Raw genomic sequence first — 18,335 nt, 5'->3', positions numbered from 1 at the left:
TATTTTCTATTGGATTAGAGTGTCAATGCTATATTTCTGTATATTCACATATATTGAATGTAAAAGACTAAGGATATAGCTTGCACCCTCTTCTATCATTACAAATTTCTATATAAACTTACTTCATTTCTTTTATTTTTTTGAATCGGTAATATGACAAACTCAAATACTGTATTTATGGGTTTTAGTTTATATTTTTCTAATTGATCTGGCCCACAACTACCATTACCTAGGCCTGATTGTCCATAATCAATCATAACCAATGTTTCAGGTATCCGCTTAAGTTCATAAGTATGGGTCGCTTCTGTTAGATTTTTCAAGTCATAGTGCATCACTGAAAAATCCATCTGCTCTTTCGCTGTTATCATAATGCCAACCCCATCCTCATTCACCAAAGAGTGCCATCTGGTTTCTGTCTTATTACCATTTTCCTGAGGTATAATATAAGGTTCAAATTGTTCTTCTACCCTACCGTGATAAATCCCTACCAATGCACTCTCCTTCTTATCACAGTAGCTTTCATGTGGTCCTCTTCCATACCAACTTAGTTGATCAAAACCTGATTTCATCTTAAACATCATACCGATTCTCGGAAGTAAGTCTATTTCTATTTGAGGCCTAACAGCCATAGTTACATCCATTCTCCCATTGCCTTGAATTACATAATTGACCGTCGTTTCAAAAGCAATATACTCTGATGTTTTGGCGAAGTTTGCTTCAACTTGTATCTGAACTTGAGACTCACTTTTTATAATCTCTACGGATTTGACATTTCTACTCAGTCTATCCAATCCAACTTTTCTCCAAAGACCAGCCGGACAATCCTCACGACCAACCCAGCCTTTTTCATCATTGTCAGTTGGTGCTCTAAAGAAATTCTCAGTTAGACCTTCTTCAAGTGCTTCGACGCCCTCAATTTTAATGCTACTTAGAACACCATAGACTTTGTCAAAAACAATTTCAAATTCTTTACCCTTTAAAAGCAATTCAAGTTTATTCTCTTTTTGTAAAGAAAAATAATTCTTTTCATTTTGACGCATAGTTGCTATTAAGCTGCTGGTTTTGATTTCGATTTGATGTTTGTAGACTTCGTGACAATCTAAGGTATACATCATAGGTTCTTTGCTTATAAAATAAGTATTAAGGTGATAATCGCGACCATCTTTTCCTATTTCATCAAGATCATAGGGTAAATGAATCAACGCATCCATATGGGGACGAATAGATAAGTCATTAATAGAACCCATCATAATGACTGCCCCGTCTTCTATCAGTTCCCAATTCATTTTTATATGACTTAAATCTATAAAGTCATAACGATTTTCTATATTTATAATACCTTTGTTCCCATCTACTTCAGTGACTTTAATAGGCGAAATCACTTGCTTAAATTCCAACAAACCTGTATGAGGTCTTCTATCCGGATAGACCATACCATCTATGCAGAATTTTAGATCGTTTGGTTCATCTCCAAAATCACCACCATAGGCAAACCAAGTTCCCTTTTTTGCATCTTGTCGAGTAATCCCATGATCTGCCCATTCCCATATACAACCACCAACCAAACGGTCATATTTGTAGATGGCATCAAAATACTCTTGTTGATTTCCCATACTGTTACCCATGGCATGTATAAACTCACAAATGAAATAAGGGCGTTTTTCATCTTCTCTTTTGCCTTCCGTAATTACTCTATCCACAGATGGGTACATCACGCTAACCATATCCACAACACCTGCTTCTCCAGCGCTTTCATAATGAATAGGGCGTGTTGTATCTATGGACCTAATATAGCTTGCCATCGCATCATGATTGGGACCGTATCCAGATTCATTGCCAAGGGACCAGAAAAGAATCGAAGGTTGATTCTTATCTCTTAAAACCATACGTTTAGCACGGTCTACAAAGGCTGCTTCCCATTCCTTAAGGTGATTAATACCTAAAGCCTGCCCTATACCATTATTGGCAATACCTTCGTTTCGAACAAAACCATGGGTTTCCAAATCTGCTTCATCCATACAATACATACCATATTGATTACATAATTCATACCAATAGGGGTCGTTTGGATAATGAGAACTACGAACCATATTAATGTTATGTTGCTTCATCAGCAAAATATCCTCTAACATATCCTCTCTAGTTACAGCATAGCCTCTCTCAGGATGGGTATCATGCCGGTTCACACCTTTAAGCTTAACGGGTACACCATTAATTAGAAACTGCCCATCTTGTATTTGAATGGATCTAAACCCAATGGTTTGTCTTCTAATATCCACCACTTCACCTTTGCTATTTATTAACGAAATAACCAACTGGTAGAGATTGGGCGTTTCCGCGTTCCAAGTCTTCACATTTTTTATCTTATGGTTTAGCTTTGCTTTGCCTTGTATAACTTCTAAGGAGGTCTCTAGGATACAGTGATTAGATGTTTCATATACAACCACCGCAGCTGTCATCTCATCTAGATCCTGAACACCTTCAGTCTCAATGCTTAAGTCCAATACCCCTGTTTTATACGAAGCATCCAGCAAACTTTGAACCCAGTAATCCTTAATATGCTTTTTATGTGTGGCATATAAATAGACTTCTCTAAAAATACCACTCATACGCCAAAAATCTTGATCCTCAAGATAACTGGTCGCTGCCCACTTATACACTTCTACAGATAAAAGATTCTCCCCAACATGTACATAAGGTGTAATGTCAAATTCTGAGGGCATATGACTTCCTTGGCTATAACCAACTTCCTTGCCATTGACATAAACAGTAAAGGCAATACTCACACCACCAAAATGCAAAATAGTTTTTAAATCATCCCAAGCATTTTCCACCAAAAACACTTTTCTATAACAGCCTACAGGGTTTTCTTCAGGTATATTAGGTGGATCCACAGGTATGGGATAAGCCACATTGGTGTATACGGGTCTATCATAACCATGAAGTTGCCAATTAGAAGGCACAGGTAAGGTATCCCACAAGGCATCATCATACTCAGGCATATAATAATCATCCGGTACATAGGCCGGATGTTTGTAATACATAAACTTCCATAAGCCATTTAACATGATAAAACGACTGGATTTCAATCTATCACCGATCAGTGCTTGCTCCAAACTATCAAAGGATATGCTTGACCCATGAGGGTCTAAAGTATTCATACCTAGTATACTCAGGTCTTTCCAATAATCTTTTGCCATATTAACCTCCACAATAATAGTTCTCAATATCTCAGTATATAAAAATATTAAACTTGTATTTCTCTAAATACTATTCTATACCCTTATTTTGATAGATTCAATATAAGTATATTCAATTATAATATAAATATTTTAAACACAACTCTTGTTATAATATTAACCAACATAAAAGGCTGCCCTCATTTTGATAAAGGCAGCCTTTTGTTGATGCATCATAACTATATTTTGATTGTAAGAGTTCAACTAATAGTTTTGATACTTTGGGTTACAGTATCAATACTAAGTTTCTCTAACTTACAATCAACATATAGATTACGTTGATGCATCATAACTATATTTTGATTGTAAGAGTTCAACTAATAGTTTTGATACTGTAACCTTATTTAGTGATAAAATCTATCCAATGTAAGTATTCTTTTGAGCCACTTTCAATTGGTATGACGATAATCTCAGGTAGTTCATATGAATGTAGGCCTTTAATGGTTCTTTCGACTTCTTCATATAAATGCTTCTTTGTCTTAATCATCAATCTTATTTCTTCATCATGGTGCAACTTGTCATTATAGTAGTAATGGCTATACTCTGTTGATGAATGTATACAGGCTGCAAGTTTTTCCTCGAGCAGTATTTTAGTAATATAATCTGCTTCTCTATAATCTCTTGATGTTGTCATGATAATAATATATCCATCTTCCATAAATGCCTCCTTAATCTTTGATTCTTAGCCTATTACTATTTAGCAATATCTTAGTATCCTAGTAATAAAAATATTCTCCATTAATAATTCTATATAGGTCGCTGGATTTATTTGGGAAGGGTTTATGATTAAAAAATAAACTTTGTCCTATATTATTATGTCCGTCCAAGGCATTTTTAGCCGCGGCCCAACTCTCCAAATCTGGTTCCAATGTTAAAAAACTTTCACGGTGGGCCGGGGGAAATTGTGTAGCGTATTTCGTATCAAAAAGAACCTCTTTAATAGACATAGGAAATCTACCACTTTTTACTCTGTTTAGAACAACATTTGCTACAGCAAGTTTGGCTTCATAGCCAATACCATTCGCTTCCACCCTTACAATCCTTGCAAGCCATAGAATGTCTTCATAATTATATTGGTTGTCCGCTATCTGTTCTTGAGATACTTCAACAGAAGGATTGTTAATTGCTACCGTTCGAATCAGTGGATTATAGTTCACATCAAACGCCAGTTCTTCAGCTATAACTCTAAGTGGCAACATCGTTCGCCCATTAACAATAGTAGGCGCCACACCCATCGTTTTTTCTTCATTGTTTACCCAGTAGTTTACACTATCGATTTTGAATGTAGTCGACTTAGGTCCCAGTACAATGGTAGCGGTTCTGTCTTCTTCATTCCAAATCACTTCCTCGGTACCTAAAGCTTCAACCACAGCACGAATCGGCACCATTGTTCGGTCTTCTTTAATGTAGGGATTGCTGTCCATTTTAATAATCATATCATTTACGCGAATATCCAGTTTCATCATAGCCGCTTCAGTGTTGTATCCCATGCTTAGTAATATAATCAGTGCCATAATGGTCGTCATTATAGATTTCTGCATTTTTCACACTCCATTTCGTTAATGATGCGCCTTTTAAACATAAAATGATTGTAGCATAAGGTCACATTACTTGCAAGAAACGAATGACAACCCTTCAATTGCCTTATCTTTCTCTACCTTAAATGCTTATAAGCTTCAATGAATCTCTGACATGCTGTTAGAAGGATTAGCCCCGAAAAAATCATAGCCAATATATCAACATAGTTAGTAAAGATCATCATCAAAGAAAATAGGATGAACCCTTCTGTTCGTTCAGCAAGCCCCGGTTGGTAATAGAAACTTTTTTCACTTGCTTTTTCTGATGCTGCACCGACGGTCAGGAATATTGTCATGGAAAGAATAATGGATGAAGCCAGTACGACAAAGACCATAGGTGCATTGGAATAGCGATAAGCTATGGATATGAGCAATGAAATCTCCACTAAGCGATCGAAGGTAATATCCATGACAGAACCAAAGGGAGACATTGTATTTGTTTTTCTTGCTATGGTGCCGTCTACGGCATCAAACAATCCTGATAGCCATAAAATAGAGACCGCAAGTAAGCTCGAAAGACCCATGGTCATCATAATGGCCGGTATCAAACCAATCACTAAGGCCAATAGCGTAACTTGGTTTGCTGACAACCCCCACCTAATAAACATCTCCGCACATTTACCAATAAAAGGCTGAACAATACTTCGTGCTTTTGTATCTAACATGTTGATTTCTCCTTGTTTTTACTTGCTGTCATAAAGTATATAGCGTTCTTAAAATCAAAATTAACCATCACCGTATCACCAGGTTTGAAGCTTTTATGCTGTAGTGTTATATGATGTAATATTTGATCTTTACATGCTATTTCATAAGTAATTTTATCCCCTAAATATGTTCTGCTTAGTATCACACCTAAAGTACCCTCAAACGTTTCATGATTCATATATATTTCTTCAGGCCTAAATACATAGGTTAACTTTAGCCCTTCTGAATGATGGGTTCTAAATGCGCCCATTTTTGTAACAAGTAGTCCATTTTCAACATAACCTTCTATATAATTTCTCATACCAAAAAAATCAGCAACCGCTCTGGACGCAGGTCTTTCATAGACTTTGTCCGGTGTGTCAAACTGTTGAATGGTGCCATCTAACAAAACAGCCACTTTATCTGCCATAGAGAGTGCCTCTTCTTTATCATGGGTGACCATAATCATAGTAATCCCAAGTTTCTTCTGAAGATCTCTTACGAATTTTTGCATATTTTTTCTAAGTACAATGTCTAACTTGGAGAAAGGCTCATCCAGTAGCAATACTCTTGGCTCAATAGCCAAGGCTCTTGCAATCGCTACTCTTTGCATCTGACCTCCTGAGATCTCATTGGGTCTTTTATTTTCATGCCCCCCAAGCTCTAATAATTCAACCAGGTTTTTTACTTTTTCATCAATATGTTTTTTATGCACACCCCGCATTTTTAAACCAAAACCAATGTTTTGATTGAGGGTCATATGAGGAAAGAGTAAAAGACTTTGATCCACTAAAACAGCATTTCTTTTCTCAATCGGTACTTGATCAATACATTCTTCATCAAAAAAAATGCTACCTTTATCCATATGAACAAGACCGGCTATGCCATGAAGCAATGTTGTTTTTCCCGATCCACTAGGGCCAAGTAAAACAACAAGCTCGCCTTCTTCAACTTCCATATCTATATTGTGAATAACTTGATTGCCATCATATGCTTTACTTAAATCATTTATCCTGATTTTGGACATAATACCACCTATTTCTATACATAATATTTACTGCTCTTCTGATAGAAGAAACCAACGGATTTTTCTGATATATACACAACCAAAGCAATAGATAAAATAAAAATGATGCTGAGTGCCGATGCCATTGTTCTATCACCGGACTGCACAAATGGGAATAAAAACATGGCATAAGTAACAACGCGACCACCGCCAATTAAAAAAGTTATAAAATATTGACTAAAGGATATGATATAAATCATAGATCCGGCAATAACCATACCCGGCATAATCAGAGGCAAAGTGATGTATCTAAAGGTTTGTAAAGAGGACGCGCCAAGCACCCTTGCTTGTGCTTCAACTTTGTTTCCATTAAGTTCAAATATACTAAGCAATATCTTAACACCATAAGGTATGCCGGGCACCACATGAATCAGAATGACGCCTATATAATTATTGGCAAGTCCAAGCTTTGTGAAAGTCAAATGAATCCCCATAGCCACACTCAACATGGGTACTATTACAGGCATAAGAATAAGGACTTTGACTAAAGATTTACCTTTAAAGTCATAAAAAGCTATGGCTCTAGCCGCCGGGATGCTTATCGTTAGTGTGATCAATGTTACAATTATTGAAAGGAGGATGCTTCGTAACAATATGGTAAAGGCTTTGGTCGTAGGATGAACTGCATAAAAGTAACCTCTAAGAGAAAAGTTCCTGGGTAACAAGTGGGGCCAAGGCCAGCTACTGGTTACACTCCAGATTAACATCACAATAAAGGGTATTAGTATCATGAGAAGCATCATATACTTCAACAGTTTTCGCATTATGCACCTCCATATTTTTTGAGTAATCTAAAGGCTAAAACATACAAGCCTAATGCGATAAAAGCAAAGAAAGCAATACACATGTTTATAACCATGGCATTGGCGCGATTCGCCAACTCTATGTTCGCATAATATATATAGGCAAGGACAGGTAAAGCTTTGGGCGTTGAAGCACCCAGTAAATGAGGAATCTCATAGGCGCCAAAGGAAAAGGCAAAAAGAATCATAAAACCTGATGCTATGGTCGGAAACAGTTGGGGTAAAAGCACATACCTAAAAACTTGTATATGACTGGCACCCAGATTGGCTGCGACTTTAGCATATTTTTCATCTAAATTTCTTAGTATATCTATGGTAATAAAGGTTATAAAAGGTAAGCCTTTCCATAAATAAGCAAGTATAATCCCAATACCGCCTCCATCAAAAATCAAAGGTGGGAAATCCGACATATCTTTAATGATGCCTAAGCCATAAAAAATTCTAGCCAATAAGCCGCTTTGGATGAATAGTATGAAAATCAATAACGCCGCTATGGTATGAGGGACCAAAATAGGTCCTTTATAGACATTAACCAAACCTTTTACCCGTTTGCTTTTGGTGTATATAATTAAATAGGATAAAAGAACACCTAAAACCACCGATAATAAGGTGGCTACAAATGAAGTGTAAAGACTAAACTTAAAAGAAGACAAAAAATCAGTATTATGAAGAACATTCTTATAATAATCTAATGAAATCTCATATAAGCCTAAGGCCGGAAAGTATCCGAGACTCTGTAAGAGCCCGAATACTAATCCAGTGATAAATATACCGATGATAAAAATCATAACCGGCATAAGCATTATATATGGTTTTAACTTTCTGCGAAAATTAGTTGCCCGGTATTTCATCACGCCAAATTTCCTCTATAATTGGTACGAGGTCTGCTCTCATCTCCGGCATACGCTTTACCAGCAATTCTTCTTGAGGAACCGTCCCTTGTCCAATATCAACAGCATCAAACAATGCCATCTGCGTTTCTGTCAGCTTCAGTGGATCCGTTACAGGAAGATCTCCCCATATGGAAGGGTCATATTTGGTCACTTGAATTTCTGGTGACAAGATATGGTTGATTAAGACCATGGCTGCGGCTTTGTTAGGTGCATTAAAAGGCATCGCCATAAAATGTGTATTGCCAATGGTGCCTTTGTCAAATAAAAACCCTTGAGCTGTTTTTGGGAAAGAACCATCTGCAATCTTTCCTGCCACATGAAATGGTGTGTAGGTCATGGTCATATATATTTCTCCATCCTCAAACATGTTATCCATCTGCGCATCTTCCGCCGGATAAGTCACACCTTCACGCCACAAGTAAGGCTTTAACTCTTTTAAATAGTCGATTGCCGGTTGTATGGTCTCTCTTAAGACTTCTTTGTCCGCAACATGATCTATAAAAACTTCGTAACCTATAATATCATAAATAATGTTTCTTACAAAAGCACTACCCGTAAAATGACTTGCATCAATATAGGTCAATTTCCCCGGTTGGGCTTTGGCAAGTTCTAGTAATTCTTCATGACCTTTGGGTAAAGTCAATAACTGATCTGTATCACCAATAAAAACCATTTGCGCTTTACCATAAGGTGCCTCATAGCCCTCTACCGGTTGACCGAAATCATACAAAACATCCGGTGAAGTCCCATCTACATAGGTATTGAAATTTGGCAATTTTTCTGTAAATGGTCCGTAAAGTAAGTCGTTGGTTTTTGCACTGTAAAAATTCTCACCATTAATCCAAAGCACATCTATGGTACCTTCACTGGCTAACTGCTTCTCATTTAATAATTTAGGTAAATACTCAGTAGGAACCATGGGCACGCGTTCTAAAGTAACTTCATATTGATCCATCAAAGTTTTTGCAACGGTTTCATCCAACCATTTGTTGATGTCTTCACTACCACCCCAACCATAAAAGGTTACAGTGGTGCCACGTGCCGCTTCAATGATTTCATCAAAACTCATTTCTGCTATGTCTTTTTCTATAATCGCTTCTTTTTTACATCCAACCAAAGCACTCATAAAAATCAAGATTAAAATCAGTATCATCCATTTATTCTTCATAAAATCCTCCCTTTTTATCTATTAACTATTTTCACATATTTTCAACTTATAAGCAACCTCTACAGATAAAGAATCAGACCATTATCTTGTTTGATAATAATCTGATTCTGAGCATCTCTTCTGAATTTACTTAATATCACTCATATCAATACCTTTTTTCTTGGCCAATATCTTCGGTATCTGGGATACACCAAACAGGATAATCCCTGCAATAATGAGTTGTATAAACAACTTGGTGCTAATACCGTTTACAGCGATTTCACCTGCCATATAAGCATATATAAATGCACCCGGTGCCATCGTGATTGCCGAAATAATAACATACATACCAAAATTCAGGTTAGTTACACCATAGGCATAGTTTTGGATGTTATAGGGAAATACAGGAACCAGTCTGGTTAGGATCAAGAAATCTTTACCGTTTTTCTCCACGCCGGCTTCAATTTTCTTGAAGATGGCATTCTCTCCAAACTTATCCACAATAAAGCCTCTAGCAAGATATCTCGCTACAAGGAATGCTGCTGCTGCACCAAAAGTTGCCCCTGTCAAAGCAAGTAGAGCTCCAAGTATAGGACCAAATACAACACCACCGGTTATGGTAATGACCGATGCCGGCAAAGAAAATACCGCCGCCGCAATAAAAATTAATACATATACAAAATAACCCCAGAAACCGGCACGTTCAATCATAGCTCTGAATGCATCGAAATCAGAAACGGTTTCGATTAAGCCTGATTTCCAGATGGCAAAAAATGCAACTGCGAGTACTGCTACAATAAGCAGTGTTCTTACTGTTTTATTCATGATGTGTTTCCTCCAATTATTTGAAAGCCTTATTGATACCGGCTTTTGATTTATATCTATTTAGCCATGAATTGACTGGTTTAGCCAACACATCGACTGGTGCCATATCACCTGCTTGTACCACAGGACCCCAGACAAGATCTAAAATGTGCCATGATTTTGCTCCACCTTGTAATAAGGAAGAACGACAAGCTGAACAATAGACCACCACATTTTCAGAATCCAAAGTTTCTACCCTTCGTTTCATAACTTTTTTAGCCACTTCAGGGTTTGCCGGCACAACCATACCACCAAATCCACAACATCTGGTATTTTCAAAAGCGTATTCTGACTCAATGTACTTATAGCCAAGTTCATCCAGAATCCATCTAATACCCTCTTGCAAGGGTCGATCGTTACGGGTAGAACAGGAATCATGAATGGTAAACACAATATCACTGTTTTTGGCTTTATCCTTAAATCCTTCCGGAAGACCAATCAAAGGTAATACTTCCCATAATGAAAAAGTTGGTGTCTTACTCGCTTCATCAAAAGTTAACTTACAACTTTGGCAAGCCACAATCATATTCTCAATACCCACATCGTCCATGTCCTTTTGAAGCTCTGCAAAACGTTCCTTGAATAAGTCATATTGTCCCACGGCTTTGGTCGGTTTACCACAGCACTTTTGTACCGCTGAGAACTTTGGGAAAACAGACATTAAGTATTCTGTTGTTTTGATGACCGCTTCCGGACTATAGGATGGTAAACTACAACCCGGCATAAAGCCATATCGTTTGCTCTTATCTATAATAATCGCCATAATTATTTACCTCCACGCTTCTTGGTAGTGAACAGTTTTGAGAAACCAAGCATTTGATGCATTTTGATTGCTTTATGACCGGGTATTGGAGATTCTCCATGGTTGGCTGCAACATAGTCTTTTCTAGCACCTACAAAAATCTTCTTCATCGGTAACTCATGTGGGCAAACGATGGTACAGTTATCACATCCATTACAGGAATAAGCCATAAGAACGTTCATATCGCCTTCTTTTGCTAAGGGCATCATAATTTCTTTAGGACATTCACCAAAATCGTTCATCATAATACATTCTTTCATACAAAGCTTACATTCACAGGATAGACATCTTGAAGACTCTTTTAGAGCTTGTTCTTCTGTAAAACCTAGGTCCGCCTGTGCAAAATCTTTAATACGTTCACTAACAGGGCGCATATTTGTATGCAGTCGCTGAAGGTTCTCTGTACCTTTTGGTAAAGGTATTTCCAGATTGGTATCATAAATCTCTTCTAATCGAAAATCTCTATTTTCTAATAAATCAACACCTTGTAACCTTCTATCAATACTAATAGCCGCTTTTCTACCTAGTGCCATGGCTTCAACCACGATATTGCTACCACAAGCATCACCGGCAACAAAGATGTTCTCTACACTTGTTGCTAATGTTTCTTTATCTACAACAAAGCGGCCGCCACGGGTCTGTTCTAACAAACCACCACTTACATCTTCAACCAACTGACCGGCTGCCATAACAACCGTATCTACTTCTATGATTCGCTCTTCATTATGGTATGTTGGTGCAAAATTACCAGCTTCATCGAAAATGGTGTTAACACGTTTCATTTTAATGCCTGTTACTTTGTTGTCCTTGGACAAGATTTCAACTGGACCCCATCCGGCATTAAAAAGAATGCCTTCTTTTAGTGATTCATGTATCTCTTCTTCTGATGCTGGAAGGTTGTCAAAATCCTCGAGTGAACATTGATGCACTTCATCCGCACCAATTCTAAGGGATGATCTGGCACAATCCATGGCAACATCACCACCACCGATTACCATGATGCGTTTGCCCGCACCTTTGAAGGCTTGGGTTAAACTAATCTCCATCAAATACTCTGTCGCTGGGAAGACACCTTCTGACTTATGGCCAGGTATTGGAATGACATTTCCTTTATGGGCGCCATGAGCCAATAAAATGGCGTCATAATCATTTTTTAGTTGTTCAAATGAGATATCTTTACCAATTTCCACACCCATTTTAAACTTGACACCTAGTTTGTCCAAATATGTATATTCATAATCAATAATATCTCTTGGCAAACGATATGCAGGTATGCCCACGCGCATCATACCACCTAATACTTCAAGCTTATCATATATTGTTACATCATAGCCTAATTTGCTTAAGTTGATTGCCGCTTGAGCACCCGCCGGTCCGGCCCCGATAATGGCAACTTTTTTCCCATTATCCCCTTCTTTTGTCACATCCCATAATTTTTCGTCGTCCGCTTGCTCTGCTGCAAACCGTTTTAGAGCTGCTATGGATAAAGGTTGGTTATATTCAACACCTCTTCTACAATCCATTTCACATGGATGGGCACAGATTCTTCCTAGTGTGTTCGGCAAAAACAACTGTTCTCTAATAACCTTAACAGCTTCATCGTACTTTTTTTCACCAATGAGATTCACATATTTTTTGACATCTGTGTGCATTGGACAACGGCTTTGACAAAATGCCGATGCTTCGCCCATACACTCATCAACAATTTTTTCAGCATCTTTTAAGATGCTTTCGTTAAATTTAACCTTATTCAATACCTTGACCTCCAGTTTGATTGTTGGTGTTTGACTTTGAGTGTCACTATCATTCTTGTCTAATTGCAAACTATCCGGCAATACCTTGTTTTCAAGATCTTGCCGGATGTTATGCTTTGTTTTATTAAAAATATTTTTTATCGTTAATTATTCTGCGCCATTCTCAATTCTAGCAAGTTCATTGCCATTTTCATAGACTTCGTAGCTGTATTCAATCCATGAACCATCGTAGTTCTTAATGTTCTCATACCCTAATGCTTGGCTTAGTACCAACAAAGTATGGGCACTTCTTACGCCTGATTGACAATATGAAATTACACTTTTACCTTCAACACCGCCATAAATTTCTTTAAGTTCATCTATAGTTTTTAAAGTTGTGTCTTCTGCAACCGCTGCTGTCCAAGGAATAAAAACTGCACCTTCGATTTTACCAGGGCCAAATGCACCATCCAGTGTTTTTTCGCCGCTTTCCTCATCCGCTGCTCTTGTATCTAATACTTCAACGGATGCATCATCAAGGGCAGCAACAACGTCATCTAAAGTTGCTAAGAAGTTCGTATTGGGGTTCGGTGCTTTATAATTAGTGGCTTCTACTGTTGGGTTGCTACCACCTGTAGGATAACCAGCGCCTGCCCATGCATTAAGGCCACCATCTAAATATCTAACATCTTCATGCCCTAAGCTTTTTAATTGGAACCAAAGTCTTGCCGCATCATGGTGACTGTTAGAAGCATAAGTTACAAGGATTGTATCTTCTGTAACACCCATGGATGACAAAAAGGCTTCCATCTTTGCAACATCTGCACTCATACCGCCAAATGGATAAGCACCTTCTTCTGCTGAATATGCACCACGCCAGAAGCTAAATGACCCTGCTATTTGTGCATCTGCACTTGTAGGATTAAGTGCGCCAAGTACAACAACATCGCCACCGTCTTCCATAAGTTCTTTTAATTGAAAAGGTGTAATAAATGCATCCGGATTCGCATATTGTTCAATTTTTTGACCTTGCTCTGATGAGTCTACTGCCACTTTTTGAACACCGTACATCATTCTCCAACCTATAAAGGCACCAACTGCTAAAACCGCTACGACTACCAATGAAATGATTACTTTTTTATTCTTCACAACTATTCCTCCTAATTTTTGTGTGTCTAGGGTTTTTACCCTATCACAGTTAATATATTAATAAAGGCTTAAGCAGTCCCTTATACCGCTTTTACCATATTAATCCTGAGAATTACAGAAACCACTTCCGCTTTGTGTATTTATTCACAATATTTGGCGCTATAAAAATTTTTTACCGTCTATGCAAAAAAATAAAACCACGACCCTATCCATCTCCCAGACCACCGGCTAACTCTCTACTCTCTGCAGCGTCTCGACAAACATTATGGTTTTATGTATTCTAAATAAACATTAAGTTAATTTTACTTCACACCGGGAACAATGTCAAGATAAAAATGCATCATAGTGTAATAATCGGTGCTTATTCTTTTATCTATATTGGTTTGTGTTCTTTTTGATTTCTATCATCCAAATCTTTGAGACTGTGGTATAATATCATTATATATATTTTTGAAGTATTTTGGGATTACTTGTTTGTGAAAATTCAACTCGATAGATGGTTTATTATTTGTTAAAATTATAACTATTGGAGGCTAAAATGGAAACATTTGAACAACTTAACCGACATGCTTTAATACAACTTATTGAGCATCTCCCTTATAAGGATTTCAAACATGCCGTTTTACTTTTTTCAAAAATGGAGAAGTTGGATTTCCACGAAGAGCTTAGTCTGCTGATCGCCATCGACTTTCAGCGACGATTGGAAAGACTCGATATCAATAACACTTGTCCTTCTTGTGGATCAAGTTGTCAAACCATTCATGCCATACGTAAAGAGGTTAAACGCTATAGATGTAAAGACTGTAAAAAAACCTACACCCTTTTTAGTGGTACGGTTCTTGAAAAAACTAAGTGGCATTGGGACATCTGGGTTCGTTTTCTTGAACTCACTATTCATGGCTACTCCTTAAAGGAAATTCAGTCTACCCTAGAAGATGAATTTGACTGTAACAATATCAATCATAAAACAGTATTTCTCATGCGTCATAAGCTGATTTATGTGCTTAGTCAAATGTCAAAAATCAAATTAACCAACTATGTCCATATGGATGGTATCACCATTCGCGAATCACAAAAGGGTTCCCGTGCATTGGTGAATTATAAGAATTTAAAGCTAGAACGAAAGCCTAGAACCGGTCGGCTTTCTGTAAAGAAAGAAACTTCAGAGGTAGCTTATACAACCATTGCAACCGCTGTTGATAATACCGGTCATTGTATTTGCAATGTTATTGGCATGGGCGATAGCGAGCCGGAAGATATTTTTAATGCATTGAAGCACTATTTGGAAGATGACAGTCATACCATCCCAGCTTCTTCTAATAAGAAACACACACACACAACTAATCCACCTGGCGAACCTTGTGATAAAGCTATATTAACTTTTGACTACTTTAAGGATCTTAATATTAACGGTATGTCTTCATCCGATATGTCGCTTAAGCTACATGCTGACATACAAAAATTTATCTGTCAGGATATGGCCAATGTTTCAACCAAGTATTTGGAAGACTATCTCGGTTTTTTTACTTATATGCGCAACTGGCGTATTGACCATGGACGATGTCCTTTATCGAAAAAAGATATCGAAAGCATCTTTATTGACATCATTAAATCCAGAATCAGCTATTCCAAGAAAAGAAGCTAGGCTTCGTTATGAGCTCTGCTCATATTTCTGAATGGTTCGAAAGGAAAGGACCTTGACGTATATACTAAAGTATGTCTTTCCTTGAATAGGATTAACAAAAAAAGCCTAAATAGGCTTTTTTGTTTTTATCAGGTCTTTTATAACTTCAGAAGCTATAATCATACCGGCAACAGATGGTACAAAAGAAACACTTCCAGGTATAGACCGTCTCTGATCACAGGTCCTGTCCTTGTTCGGACAAATACAGTCCGTCGTACAGTCACTACCGATATCTATAGGCTTTATAGGTATTTCTTTCGAATATACAACCTTAAGCTTTTTTACACCTCTTTTGCGCAACTCTTTTCTCATGACCTTAGCAAGAGGACAAACACTGGTTTTATAGATATCGGAGACTTCAAGCATCGTAGGATTCAGCTTATTACCTGTCCCCATGGAAGCCATTAAAGGTATATTATCATCTTGACATCGTAAAACCACATCTATTTTTGCGCTCACCATATCAATGGCATCCACAACATAATCCGCATCTGTCGGAATAATCCGATCTGCTGACTCCTTGTTATACAAATAGGGATGGATTTCTACCCTTGCCTTCGGGTTAATGGATAAGATTCTGGCTCTCATAACTTCCACTTTTAACATTCCCACGGTTTGCCTTGTGGCTTGGACCTGACGGTTGATATTGGTTAAACAGACCTCATCATCATCACAAAGAATAAAATGACCCACGCCTGACCTAGCGAGACCTTCTGCAACATAGGAGCCAACACCGCCAATCCCCAGTATAACCACTTTACTATGCTTAAGTATTTCTAATCCTTTCGTACCAATGACCATTTCAGTTCTTGAAAATGCATGTAACATATCATTACTCCTAATCACAAAAAAATAAACGTTATCCTTCCATAATGTACCAGAATTTTCACCATTTGTCACATGAATTTTTAGCGTCTTTATGGAATATATTCTAAACCATTCTTCTTTTCATCAACCGTACTTCTACAGTTGTACCTTCATTCTCCTTAGAATCAATATACAGACCGCATCGTTCATTATAGGTTAACAATAATCTGGCATGTATGTTTCGAAGACCAAATCCTTTTTCATGATCCTCTAACAAAATGCTAGCCAAGGTTTCCAAAGGCATGCCAACACCGTTGTCTTTAATTGTAATCTTTATCTGTTCCTTGTCGTCCTGACAACTAATGGTGATGATGCCTTCTTTGTCTTTTTTATTCAAGATGCCATGGACCACAGCGTTTTCAACGATTGGCTGTAATGTTATTTTGGGAATCAAATACATTTGCAGGTCTCTAGGACAATACACTCGATAATCTATAGGCTTTTCAAGTCGATGATTCTGTATTTCCATATAGAGTCCAACGTGGGTCAATTCGTCCTTGATGGAGATGAGACTTTCTCCTCTTGATAAACTCAGCTTATAGAATGTTGATAGCGCCCTAGTAATCTTTCTAATCTCTTCGCCTTTGTTTTCATAACTCATCCAATTGATCATGTCCATGGTGTTATATAGAAAATGGGGGTTGATTTGAGCATGTAATAGTTCAAGTTCTGTGCTTTTCATATTAAGACCAAGCTGATATTGACTTTTTGCAAGGTTCTCAATCCGTTTTACCATAAAATTATATGAACCTGCCAGTTCACTCAGCTCATCACTGGGCTTATCATCAAAATTAATTTCATCATATATATTCTCAGTGACCAGTTTCATTTTCCCTGATAAAACTGAAAGTCTTTTAGTGATTTGATTGGCAAAAAATATTGAAAAAATAATGGCTGCAGGTATTATTAATAGTAAAAATATATACATTAACCTTACCAAACCGGCTACTTCTTCATAAATTTTCGTTTTTGGTATAATGGTTATGATGGTCCAGTCCGTATCCGGAATAAGTCTTGTTTTCACATAGCAGGGCTCATTATTCATTATAAGAACTTCCCACTGAGCTTTGTCAACCATCCATTCAACTTCTTGTAGAGAAAGTTGATACTGACTTAACAACTCCATGTTGGTAGAACTCACAATTCTATCATCTCGATTACGAATATATGTTAGTGAACCGTGTATGGCATTGGCATAAGTCAATATTGATCCTACGGTCGACCCGGCAAAATCGATTCTAAGGTAACCAATGACTTTCACATAATCCGTTGAGCCGGTTATTCTCCTTGCTAAAGACAGTATTGGTTCTTCTTTGATGTTCGGATTGGTATAAAATAGTGGCGGTACCATGAAAACTCTAGAACCGGCACCCGGTAATTGACTATACCAATGTTGTTTCATAGCGTAATCAATTGAATTGACCTCCTCTTCCATATCATCATGGGGTAACTGAGGATTAATATACACAACAATATCTTTAATATCTTGATCCTCTTCATACGACTTAATTCTCTCTTTTAAGTCGTAGTGGTCTTCTAAGAGTTGTCTTTTTTGTGTAACATCAACGTCTCTTTCAAGTATTTCTTTCACCCTACTATCCACAGCAATTTGATCAGATATCTTAATGATTTTATCGATTTTATAAGCCACATAGTCCGTACCTTGATCAAATGCCTGTGTAGCTGAATATATTATTTTTTCTTCCAGCAACGATGAAACTTCCCTAAAAAAAAGTTGGCTAAATAGCAGTAAAGGTAACGCAATCAGTACAATATAGCTGATTAATAATTGATTTTTCAAATTAACGCTCCTAAACAATTTTAACA

The 18,335-nt window shown here is 37.4% G+C and carries 15 protein-coding genes; 1 reads left to right on the top strand and 14 read right to left on the bottom strand.

Features of this window, described 5'->3' with window-relative positions; translation table 11 throughout:
* Positions 1-98 precede the first annotated feature (98 nt).
* The 12 genes from P0N36_RS00500 to P0N36_RS00445 form a co-directional block, all read right to left on the bottom strand.
* Positions 99-3,200: a glycoside hydrolase family 2 TIM barrel-domain containing protein gene (locus P0N36_RS00500; protein WP_275840733.1), complete on the bottom strand. Its 3,102-nt coding sequence runs from the start codon at positions 3,198-3,200 to the stop codon at positions 99-101.
* 379 nt (positions 3,201-3,579) lie between these two features.
* Positions 3,580-3,897, bottom strand: a complete 318-nt coding sequence (gene cutA / locus P0N36_RS00495) for a divalent-cation tolerance protein CutA (protein ID WP_275840732.1) — start codon at positions 3,895-3,897, stop codon at positions 3,580-3,582.
* A 58-nt stretch (positions 3,898-3,955) separates the two neighbouring features.
* Positions 3,956-4,780, bottom strand: coding sequence for a stalk domain-containing protein (locus P0N36_RS00490; RefSeq protein WP_275840731.1), 825 nt, complete (start codon positions 4,778-4,780; stop codon positions 3,956-3,958).
* Between the two features lie 113 nt (positions 4,781-4,893).
* On the bottom strand, positions 4,894-5,481 hold the full coding sequence (locus P0N36_RS00485; protein WP_275840730.1) for a CDP-alcohol phosphatidyltransferase family protein: 588 nt from the start codon (positions 5,479-5,481) through the stop codon (positions 4,894-4,896).
* Positions 5,475-6,527, bottom strand: coding sequence for an ABC transporter ATP-binding protein (locus tag P0N36_RS00480; protein WP_275840729.1), 1,053 nt, complete (start codon positions 6,525-6,527; stop codon positions 5,475-5,477). The genes P0N36_RS00485 and P0N36_RS00480 overlap by 7 nt, the downstream gene beginning before the upstream one ends.
* A gap of 14 nt (positions 6,528-6,541) precedes the next feature.
* Positions 6,542-7,330, bottom strand: a complete 789-nt coding sequence (locus P0N36_RS00475; RefSeq protein ID WP_275840728.1) for an ABC transporter permease — start codon at positions 7,328-7,330, stop codon at positions 6,542-6,544.
* Complete coding sequence (locus tag P0N36_RS00470) at positions 7,330-8,220, bottom strand: ABC transporter permease (protein WP_275840727.1); 891 nt, start codon at positions 8,218-8,220, stop codon at positions 7,330-7,332. Before P0N36_RS00470 ends, P0N36_RS00475 begins: the two co-directional genes overlap by 1 nt.
* Complete coding sequence (locus tag P0N36_RS00465) at positions 8,201-9,430, bottom strand: ABC transporter substrate-binding protein (RefSeq protein ID WP_275840726.1); 1,230 nt, start codon at positions 9,428-9,430, stop codon at positions 8,201-8,203. The genes P0N36_RS00470 and P0N36_RS00465 overlap by 20 nt, the downstream gene beginning before the upstream one ends.
* A 126-nt stretch (positions 9,431-9,556) precedes the next feature.
* Positions 9,557-10,234 (bottom strand): TVP38/TMEM64 family protein, encoded by a 678-nt coding sequence (locus P0N36_RS00460; RefSeq protein WP_275840725.1) that lies wholly within the window; start codon positions 10,232-10,234, stop codon positions 9,557-9,559.
* 16 nt (positions 10,235-10,250) lie between these two features.
* The gene (locus tag P0N36_RS00455; RefSeq protein WP_275840724.1) at positions 10,251-11,036 is read right to left on the bottom strand and encodes a (Fe-S)-binding protein; all 786 of its coding nucleotides are present in this window, start codon (positions 11,034-11,036) and stop codon (positions 10,251-10,253) included.
* Between the two features lie 2 nt (positions 11,037-11,038).
* Entirely contained in the window at positions 11,039-12,829 is a 1,791-nt protein-coding gene (locus P0N36_RS00450) for an FAD-dependent oxidoreductase (protein ID WP_275840723.1), read from the bottom strand.
* A 147-nt stretch (positions 12,830-12,976) separates the two neighbouring features.
* Positions 12,977-13,957, bottom strand: coding sequence for a sulfurtransferase (locus tag P0N36_RS00445; RefSeq protein WP_275840722.1), 981 nt, complete (start codon positions 13,955-13,957; stop codon positions 12,977-12,979).
* Positions 13,958-14,495: 538 nt separating this feature from the next.
* On the opposite strand from P0N36_RS00445, the gene P0N36_RS00440 reads away from it, so the two are divergent.
* Entirely contained in the window at positions 14,496-15,602 is a 1,107-nt protein-coding gene (locus P0N36_RS00440) for a hypothetical protein (protein ID WP_275840720.1), read from the top strand.
* A 105-nt stretch (positions 15,603-15,707) separates the two neighbouring features.
* Here P0N36_RS00440 and P0N36_RS00435 read toward each other — a convergent pair whose 3' ends face one another.
* Positions 15,708-16,469 (bottom strand): tRNA threonylcarbamoyladenosine dehydratase, encoded by a 762-nt coding sequence (locus P0N36_RS00435; protein ID WP_275840719.1) that lies wholly within the window; start codon positions 16,467-16,469, stop codon positions 15,708-15,710.
* A gap of 103 nt (positions 16,470-16,572) precedes the next feature.
* Positions 16,573-18,309, bottom strand: a complete 1,737-nt coding sequence (locus P0N36_RS00430) for a sensor histidine kinase (protein ID WP_275840718.1) — start codon at positions 18,307-18,309, stop codon at positions 16,573-16,575.
* Between the last annotated feature and the right edge of the window lie 26 nt (positions 18,310-18,335).

The sequence above is a fragment of the Petrocella sp. FN5 genome (assembly GCF_029210395.1).
In the GTDB taxonomy this organism is placed as follows: Bacteria; Bacillota; Clostridia; order Lachnospirales; family Vallitaleaceae; genus Petrocella.
This window is presented reverse-complemented; position numbering and strand designations above follow the sequence as displayed.